8 protein-coding genes and 1 pseudogene are annotated in these 8,082 nt (G+C 66.8%); 6 read left to right on the top strand and 3 right to left on the bottom strand.

Annotated elements, in window-relative coordinates; genetic code table 11:
- Positions 1–147 precede the first annotated feature (147 nt).
- A complete protein-coding gene (locus ACS5PV_RS32520; protein WP_455399446.1) occupies positions 148–549 on the bottom strand; it encodes a type II toxin-antitoxin system VapC family toxin in 402 nt (133 codons plus the stop codon).
- A complete protein-coding gene (locus tag ACS5PV_RS32525; protein ID WP_455399447.1) occupies positions 533–772 on the bottom strand; it encodes an AbrB/MazE/SpoVT family DNA-binding domain-containing protein in 240 nt (79 codons plus the stop codon). Before ACS5PV_RS32525 ends, ACS5PV_RS32520 begins: the two co-directional genes overlap by 17 nt.
- Positions 773–996: 224 nt before the next feature.
- Between ACS5PV_RS32525 and ACS5PV_RS32530 the strand changes: the two genes are divergently transcribed.
- The 5 genes from ACS5PV_RS32530 (at position 997) to ACS5PV_RS32550 (ending at position 5,845) form a co-directional block, all read left to right on the top strand.
- Positions 997–2,058, top strand: a complete 1,062-nt coding sequence (locus ACS5PV_RS32530) for a tyrosine-type recombinase/integrase (protein WP_455399448.1) — start codon at positions 997–999, stop codon at positions 2,056–2,058.
- Between the two features lie 335 nt (positions 2,059–2,393).
- Positions 2,394–2,588, top strand: coding sequence for an SDR family NAD(P)-dependent oxidoreductase (locus ACS5PV_RS32535; RefSeq protein WP_455399449.1), 195 nt, complete (start codon positions 2,394–2,396; stop codon positions 2,586–2,588).
- On the top strand, positions 2,519–3,484 hold the full coding sequence (locus ACS5PV_RS32540; protein WP_455399450.1) for a hypothetical protein: 966 nt from the start codon (positions 2,519–2,521) through the stop codon (positions 3,482–3,484). Before ACS5PV_RS32535 ends, ACS5PV_RS32540 begins: the two co-directional genes overlap by 70 nt.
- Positions 3,485–3,510: 26 nt before the next feature.
- Complete coding sequence (locus ACS5PV_RS32545) at positions 3,511–4,578, top strand: DUF7146 domain-containing protein (RefSeq protein WP_455399451.1); 1,068 nt, start codon at positions 3,511–3,513, stop codon at positions 4,576–4,578.
- Positions 4,579–4,918: 340 nt separating this feature from the next.
- Positions 4,919–5,845: a DUF2493 domain-containing protein gene (locus ACS5PV_RS32550; RefSeq protein ID WP_455399452.1), complete on the top strand. Its 927-nt coding sequence runs from the start codon at positions 4,919–4,921 to the stop codon at positions 5,843–5,845.
- Between the two features lie 91 nt (positions 5,846–5,936).
- Here the strand turns inward: ACS5PV_RS32550 and ACS5PV_RS32555 are convergent, their stop codons facing one another.
- On the bottom strand, positions 5,937–7,409 hold the full coding sequence (locus ACS5PV_RS32555; RefSeq protein ID WP_455399453.1) for a methyl-accepting chemotaxis protein: 1,473 nt from the start codon (positions 7,407–7,409) through the stop codon (positions 5,937–5,939).
- A 245-nt stretch (positions 7,410–7,654) separates the two neighbouring features.
- On the opposite strand from ACS5PV_RS32555, the pseudogene ACS5PV_RS32560 reads away from it, so the two are divergent.
- A pseudogene (locus tag ACS5PV_RS32560) lies at positions 7,655–7,963 on the top strand (SLOG family protein); the annotation flags it as partial.
- Positions 7,964–8,082: the final 119 nt, after the last annotated feature.

The following is an 8,082-nucleotide window of genomic DNA, read 5'->3' on the forward strand; positions in this document are numbered from 1 at the left end:
GACGACGGCGGACAGGTGCGCCAGGTCGACGGCGCTGGGGATCACGCAGACAGTCTGAGCCATGCCCTCAGACTCGCATGGCTCACACCTCCTGTGAATCCTCTGAATGCGTCAATGTACTAGAGGGTGGTGGCATCGCCCATCGCTTCAGCGCAGCAGTTCGACCGTAACGCCGAGGGCGGTGCCGTCCAGCCGCAACCAAGCCCGATCGGTCGTGAAGGCGGGGGCGTCGAACTGCCTCGCCACTGCAAGGCAGGCCCGATCGCCGAGTGACAGGCCGGCCCCGCGGGTGAGTGTCCGAAGACGCGCGCACTCGCGGGCATGCGCCACCTCGAACGGCACGACCGTAAGCTGCAAGCCCTCGATAATCGCGTCGACGGTATCCTCCGGCATCCCGAGGTCGACCAGCTTGGTCATCACCTCCGCTGCGTTGACCGACGAGATCCGCGCGCCGGGCAGATGCCCCGCCACCCGATCGGCACCCGCCTCGCCAAATATGACCGCCAGCACCGCCGAGGCATCGAGGATGGGATCAGTCGTGTCCGGCATCCGCGTCCTCACCATCCTCACGCGCTGCTTCGGCTCGACGCTCCGCAAGGAACTCTTCAACCACAGACGCCCGGCCTTGAGCAAATGGCGCGGCAAGGGCTCGGATACGCTTGAGGGCTTGGTCAGCTGTTGAGATCCGGATGCCGTCTTCATCCTGTGTAAGGATCACACGCCCGGCGCCAATCAAACCCAGGCTGCGACGCATGTCCGCTGGGAGGTTCATCCTCCCATTCTCCGCAATTTGCACCATTCGTCGTGTGGGCCCACTCATGGGTTAAAGTCCTGATTCATACATTGGGAGTGATCGCAGAACGCTCCCCATGCGGTATTTTCGCAGCGTGCCGGCTTCGTGTCACGACACTTTTGACGGCTAAAATTGAGGCCGATAATAGCACCTATCAGAGGCAATTAGTGGATCGTTAAGGCCCGGCCGGGTAGGCTCGACCCATGGACCTCGACCGCCCCGACCCGACCTCCGAAATCCCCGACGAGGCCCCGGCCTTGCCGGTCCCGCTCGCCGCAGGTCTGCCGCCGACCGACGAGATCCTGATCGAACGCGTCGAGGCGCACGCCCGCGCCGCACACGGCGCCTTCGCCGACAACACGGTGCGGGCCTTCGCCGCCGACAGCCGCATCTTCGCCGCCTGGTGCCGTGCCACCGGCCGGACGATGCTGCCGGCGACCCCGGAGACGATCGCCGCCTTCATCGACGCCGAGGCCGAGGTGAAATCGCGCGCAACGGTCGAGCGCTACCGCTCCTCCATCGCCGCGCTGCACCGGGCCGCCGGCCTGCCCAACCCCTGTGCCGACGAGATCGTGCGGCTCGCGATCAAGCGGATGAACCGCACCAAGGGCCGGCGCCAGAAACAGGCCGAGCCTCTCAACCGCTCCAGCATCGACCGCATGATCGCCGCGAAAGCGACCGAGCGCCTGCATCGGCGCGTGTCAGAGGGCGAGACCGAGACCCCGTTGATCGCGCTGCGCAACATCGCCCTCGTGGCCGTTGCCTACGACACCCTGCTGCGCCGCTCCGAACTTGTCTCCCTGGAGATCGGAGATCTCGAACGAGGCGCCGACGGCTCCGGTACCGTCTTAGTGCGGCGCTCGAAAGCCGATCAGGAGGGCGAAGGTGCGATCAAGTACCTGGCGCCCGACACCATGGGACATGTCGAGGCGTGGCTCACGGCGGCCGGGCTCGAGAGCGGACCACTTTTCCGGCCGCTCACCAAGGGCGGCAAGGTCGGAGCGCGAGCCCTCGGGGACAGGGATGTAGCCAGCGTCTTCAAAGCACTCGCAGCGGCTGCCGGACTGAAGCTCTCTCGCTCCCCGTCCGGTCACTCGACCCGGGTCGGAGCGACCCAGGACATGTTCGCGGCTGGCTTCGAGCTGCTCGAGGTGATGCAGGCCGGCTCATGGAAGACGCCAGCGATGCCGGCGCGCTACGGCGAACGCCTCCGCGCCCAGCGCGGTGCAGCAAGGAAGCTCGCGACGCTCCAGAACAGAGCGTAACGATATGCTTGCTGTTAGGATGGTTTGTGTTGCGTAGGGGCGCATAGCACGTGCCACGTCGAGCAGTGCGCTTGAGCCAATAGAGGCCAATCACCAACGATCCCCAAATTATCTTAGTTCTTCTCCTCCGTATTGGTGGACAAGTTGCGAAGGAGCGGCGTGATACGACGCAACTCCTGCCTGAGATCCTGGATCGGCTCGTCGCTGTCGCCCAGCGCACACACAATCTGCGCCCGCACCGATCCAATCCGCTCGCGCAAGCTCCGCCCCGCGTTCGTCAAGCCGAGGCGGCGGCAGCGTTCGAGGCGCTCTCGCCGGGACGAGCTCACGCCAGCGTGCTCGACGTGACCGACTTCGATACCATCCCGGAGGCGGTGGCCGGGATCGAGCGGGAGGTCGGGCCCGTCGACGTGCTGGTGAACAATGCCGGCTACCGGCGATCGGCCGCTTCCTCAACCGGGTGCTGGCGCTTCGCATCGCGATGCAGAACCGCCTGTTCGAGGCGTTCGAGGAGCGCCTGGCCCTGGTGATCGAGGGCGCCATCTCGGCCGGGGTCTACGACATCGGGGTCGAGGTGCTCACGGCCGAGTCGTTCACGGTGACGGATCGCGAGGTGGCCTACACCCACCCGGCGAGCGGCGCGCACACCCACCTCCTGACCATCTCCGAGCGCCGACGGCTCCGGCCGCTCGATCTCGACAGCGCGCTCGCCTACGTCGAGGAGGGCTACCAGCCGGTGGTGAACGGGAAGTCCGGCCGCCCGGCGCTGGCGGGCAAGGCGGCGAGCGAGACCCGCGAGGACGGCTCGGTGGTGGCGCGCGTCCGCCTCGTGCGCCCGCTCCAGCGCCAGATCCTCGATCGCGACGCCTTCGTGCGCTCCGCGTTCGAGGAGGTCACGGTCGAGGCGTTCGTGGCGGCCTGGAAGGCCGAGCTTGCCTCCCTGCCCGAGTTCGAGGAGCGCACCCTTCACGTCGTCATCGGGCTCCTCCTGCCGATCTGGGACCGGCTGCCCGGCATCGACATGCGCGTGTTCCGCCTCGTCACGGACGAGGGCGAACGCATCGTCGGGCGCGTGGTCGACCCGCAAGACCTCCACGTCACCCGTGAGTGGCTGAACCTCGGGGCCGGCACCGCCATGGCGCCGGCCGAGGCCTACGCCGCCGTGCTCGGCGGGCGGACCAGCCTGCAACTCGCGGGCGGGCTTCAGGTGAAGAGAGTGAGGGTGATGGCTGAAGATCGGATCGAAGTGGTCGGGGCGAGCGAGAGCGCGCGGACGGGCTTGAAGACGATCGGGCTGTTTGCCGAGGTGATCTCCTGGCGCACCCGCCTGTTCATCCCCACCGGGGAGCGTGGCGCGGCCATTCTGGCCGCGATGATGGAGCGCCATGCGCTCCTACGTTGCGTCGCCGTCACCGCTCACGCTTAATGCCGCGTACCGACGGAGGTTCGATCATGCCGACACTGCCCCCCGCCTCGGATATCGCGGCTCAACTCGCCAACAATGTCGAGTGGTTCTGTCGGCGCTACCTGTCGAACGGCTACCGCTCCGGTCGGTACTGGTGCGTCGGGGACGTCTACAACACCGAGGGCGGCTCCCTCTACGTGCGCCTCACCGGCCCGGTCAGCGGCAAGGGCCGGCGGGGCAAGTGGCAGGACGCGGCCACCGGCGAGCACGGCGACCTCCTCGACGTGATCCGGCTCCAGTGCGGCGAGGACTGGCGCGACGCGCTGGCCGAGGCCCGGGCCTTCCTCAGTCTGCCCGAACCGCCCGAGCCGGAGCGGCGCGAGGTGCTCCCGCCGGCGCGGGACACCACGGAGTCGGCCCAGCGCATGCTGCGCTACGGGCGGCCCATCGTGGGCACCCCGGCCGAGGCCTACCTGCGCTCACGCGGGATCGAGCACGCCGCGAGCCTGGGCGCCTTACGCTTCCACCCGCGCTGCCTCTATCGGCCGTCCCGCAAGAACCCGGGTCCGGACACATGGCACCCGGCCTTGCTTGCCACCGTCACCGATCTTGAGGGTGGGGTCACGGCGGTGGGGCGGACCTGGCTCGCGCCGGACGGGCGGGGCAAGGCCGATCTGCCCAAGCCCCGCCGCGTGCTCGGCAACCTGCTCGGCCACGGCGTGCGCTTTCCCGGCACCGTGTCGGACGTGATGGTAGCCGGCGAGGGCGTCGAGTCCGTGCTGTCGGTCCACCGCCTGATGCGATCCGTGCCCCATGTGGCCGCGCTCTCGGCCGGGCACCTCGCCGCCCTGAACCTGCCGGCGGGCTTGCGCCAGCTCTACATCGCCCGCGACGCCGACGAGGCCGGGGAGCGGGGAGCCTGGACCTTACGCCGACGCGCCGAGGCTCAAGGCATCCTGGTCGGTGAACTCGTTCCGCGCGAGGACGACTTCAATCGCGACCTGTGCCACTTCGGCCCGCGCGATCTCGCCCTGCACCTGGCCCCGCAGCTCGACCCGAACGACGCCGTGGCGCATCTCCTATTCGAGGAGGACGCGGAGGCTTCTGCCGCCTGAGGGGCAATGTCCTGGTGGGGAGGCCTGCTGGCACTCACGGACCACGAGAGAGCTCGCCTCCACGGCCTTCTTGAGAGGGCGACTGGATGCCGGGTCGGGGGACCTTCGGCGCAACGGCCAACGTCCGACGATTTTCCGCCGCCGCCTGACGGCGGCTTTGCATCGCGAAGCAAAATCAACGGCCGTCGAGCCGTCCTCCGCTCACGCTCCGGCCCGCGCGGCCGCATCGCCGGGTTGCGATGCGGATCCTCGCGCGGGTGCGCCAGGCCCCCGAGCCCGGCCTTGGGTCGCCATGAAGGCCGCGATGGACGCGGTCTCCGGACCCTGAAGGAGCTAAGCGATGCTCGACCACCTGACCCACGACCTCGACGAGGACCTGCCCGCCGATCCGACTCTGCTCGAGGAACTCGCGCTCACCGGCTACCGCCCGTTCGAGGAGCACGACGATCCCCGGCCCCTGCCCCGCGGTGTCCAGATGGATGGAGCCCTCACCGTCGCGATGTCCGCGCTCGAGGACGCCTTCGCCGGCAGCCGACTGGAGGACGACCTCGAGGACGTGCTCTGGGGCTTCGTGAACGTCTTCCACCGCCGGGTCGAGCAGTTCGAGCGCAAGCTCGACGAGAACGAGCAGGCGCAGCGCCAGAGCCAGCGCGAGCAGGACGGGAGCGAGGTGCTCTCGGTCGAGCTGGAGCGCCTGATCGCCCTCGGGCAGACCCACTCGGAGCGCCGCAACGCCTTCGAGTACGCCCGCGACGCGGCCGCCCACCGGTTCACCCGGATCACCAATGCGCTCTGGCGCCCCCGCTCCGGCTCGCAGGTCAACCGGGCCACGATGACCGCCGCGATGATCGACAGCCGTGACTTCATCAGCGCCCGGCACCGGGCCGAGACCGAGATCCACCTGCCCCCGGGCACCCGGATCGCCTTCACGGGTGGCAAGGAGTTCCAGGACGTGTCGCTGATCTGGAACACCCTGGATCGGGTCCGGACCAAGTACCCCGACATGGTGCTGATGCACGGCGGCGGCGTGGGCGCCGAGCTGATCGCGGCGAAGTGGGCGGAGAACCGCAAGGTCGCCCAGGTGGTGTTCAAGCCGGACTGGAAGCGCCACAGCAAAGCGGCGCCCTTCCGGCGCAACGACCAAATCCTGGAGCAGGCGCCGATCGGGATCGTGCACTTCCCGGGTGGCGGGATCTCCGACAACCTTGCCGACAAGGCGATGGCGAAGGGCATCCCCGTCCGCCGGGGCGTGAAGGCCGGCGCGTGAGCGCCGGCCCCTCGTGGATCGAGCTAAAAGAGCTAATTCAACTATTATATGGATTTAATAAATACCGTTGCAGCGCGTCGTTGCTGAACTCTCATGCTGCTGCGGAGGCTTCGCGCACCTTGACCGTTGAGCGGTCGACTTGCTCAGCCGCCTGAGCGATTGCCTCCATGCTGCTAGCTAGGTTGTTGGCGCCGCGCGAGGCGGTTTGCATCGAGGCAGACATCTCGTGCGTCACTGCCGATTGTTCCTCGACCGCAGCAGCGATTGCGCCTGCCACCTGATCAAGGGTGCGGATCGTGCCCTGGATCGCTCCGATGGCACCCACGGCCTGCTGGGTCGCTCCCTGTGTCGCGCTGATCTGCTGGCGGATTTGCTCGGTCGCCTTGCTGGTCTGCTCAGCGAGCTGCTTGACCTCCTGAGCGACGACCGCGAAGCCTCGCCCCGCCTCACCGGCGCGCGCCGCCTCGATGGTGGCGTTCAGCGCCAAGAGGTTCGTCTGGCTTGCGATCGCCTGGATTAGGGCGACGACCTCGCCGATGCGCGTGGCTTGCTGGCTTAGACCCGTCACGATCGTGCCGGTCTCCTGCACCTGCATGACGGCCTGCCCGGCGATCCGCGAGGCTTGCTGCACCTGCTGACTGATCTCGGACACCGAGGCGGACAGCTCCTCGGCGCCCGAGGCTACAGCCTGGATGTCGCCGGAGACTTGGTGCACCGTACGGGCGGCAGCCGTCGTCTGCGCCGTCACGTCGTGTACAGCCTCGCTGATTGCATTGAGGTCCATGCTAATGGTGTGGGCCTTTTCGGCGCGGCGCCGGCGTTCGTGCACCTGCCCGGTCACGTCGGTGGCGAATTTCACCACCTTGACCAGTCGCCCGTCGTCATCGTGGATCGGGTTGTAGGTCGCCTGGATGAACACCTCGCGATCGTCCTTGCCGAGGCGTCGGTACTCACCGGCCTGGTATTCTCCACGCCCAAGCGCGCTCCAGAACCCACGATAGGCTGCGCTCTCCCACTCCGCCGGATCGACAAAGATCCGATGATGTCGGCCTTGGATCTCGCTCAGTGTGTAGCCAAGCACAGTGAGGAAGTTGGGATTTGCGTCAAGAATGGTGCCGTCTGGTGTAAAGGCAATCACCCCTTGGGAGCGGTGCAGGGCTGCGACCTGGCCCTCGGTATCGATGCTGCGGACTTTCTGCGCCGTGACGTCAGATGCAAAGACCACAATGTGTGTCGGCTTGCCCCCGCGGCCGAGCACGGGATTGTAGGAGGCGAGAACCCAGATCTCACGGCCCCCCTTAGCCAATAGCTTGAACTCACGGGTCTTCGGCTCGCCTGCGCGCAGACTGGACCAAAGCACCTCCGCCTTAGGTTCCTCCCGTTCGGCACGGGGCACCAGCATACTGTGCGGCTTGCCGATCAGTTCCTCTCGGTTGTAGCCGACGAAAGCAACGAAGTTGTCGTTCGCGTTCCGGATCGTGCCGTCGAGGCTGAGCTCAAGGCAGCCGCGAGAGCGGTTGATGGCCTGCATGAGGGCACGCAGCCCGGATCCGAACAGTGACATGGACGCGTCCTCACCGGCAGCATCGAACGCGCTGCGCGGTCGGGATCGTTGCCTGCGGTGGTTAAAACAAATGTTAAATTCGCTGCGCGGCATTCAAAATAAAAGCCGAACTAGTGCGGTTGCACAGCGTAATCGGGTCATATATTGTAAATTTTAAAACAAAATGGTACGGGCTGAACGAGTTATTGCAATCTGAAATCGAGTTGAAATATTAGCAAACAACTTAAGATTATGACGGCTAATCAATCCACGGGGGCGGCGTAGGCGCCGAGCTGATCGCGGCAAAGTGGGCGGACACCCGCAAGGTCGCCGAGGTGATGTTCCGCCCGGAGTGGAAGCGCCACAGCAAGGCGGCGCCCTTCCGGCGCAACGACCAGATCCTGGATCAGGCGCCGATCGGGATCGTGCACTTCCCGGGCGGCGGGATCTGCGACGAGCGGCCCGTGATCGGACCGCTATCCCTCGACGTAGCTCGGGTGCCAGGCGGCCTCCCGGGCCTCCTTGGCGAGCCGCAGATAAGCCTCTTCGAAGATGTCCTGCACGTGACGATCTGAACCGCTCCGGGTTTTTCGGAGGCTGTTTGTCTTGGGTCAGGCGGCCAGGGCGTGGTCGCCGACGTTGGCATGATAGCTCGCTTCGGCCTCGGCGGGAGGGACGTGGCCGATTGGCGCGA

The organism is Methylobacterium sp. Gmos1, from assembly GCF_053764715.1.

Excerpts from the sequence above, each read along its gene's own strand:
- ACS5PV_RS32550 (WP_455399452.1), top strand. The coding sequence starts at position 4,919 with ATGCTCGACCACCTGACCCACGACCTCGACGAGGACCTGCCCGCCGAT.
- ACS5PV_RS32525 (WP_455399447.1), bottom strand. The coding sequence starts at position 772 with ATGAACCTCCCAGCGGACATGCGTCGCAGCCTGGGTTTGATTGGCGCC.
- ACS5PV_RS32545 (WP_455399451.1), top strand. The coding sequence starts at position 3,511 with ATGCCGACACTGCCCCCCGCCTCGGATATCGCGGCTCAACTCGCCAAC.
- ACS5PV_RS32520 (WP_455399446.1), bottom strand. The coding sequence starts at position 549 with ATGCCGGACACGACTGATCCCATCCTCGATGCCTCGGCGGTGCTGGCG.
- ACS5PV_RS32530 (WP_455399448.1), top strand. The coding sequence starts at position 997 with ATGGACCTCGACCGCCCCGACCCGACCTCCGAAATCCCCGACGAGGCC.
- ACS5PV_RS32555 (WP_455399453.1), bottom strand. The coding sequence starts at position 7,409 with ATGTCACTGTTCGGATCCGGGCTGCGTGCCCTCATGCAGGCCATCAAC.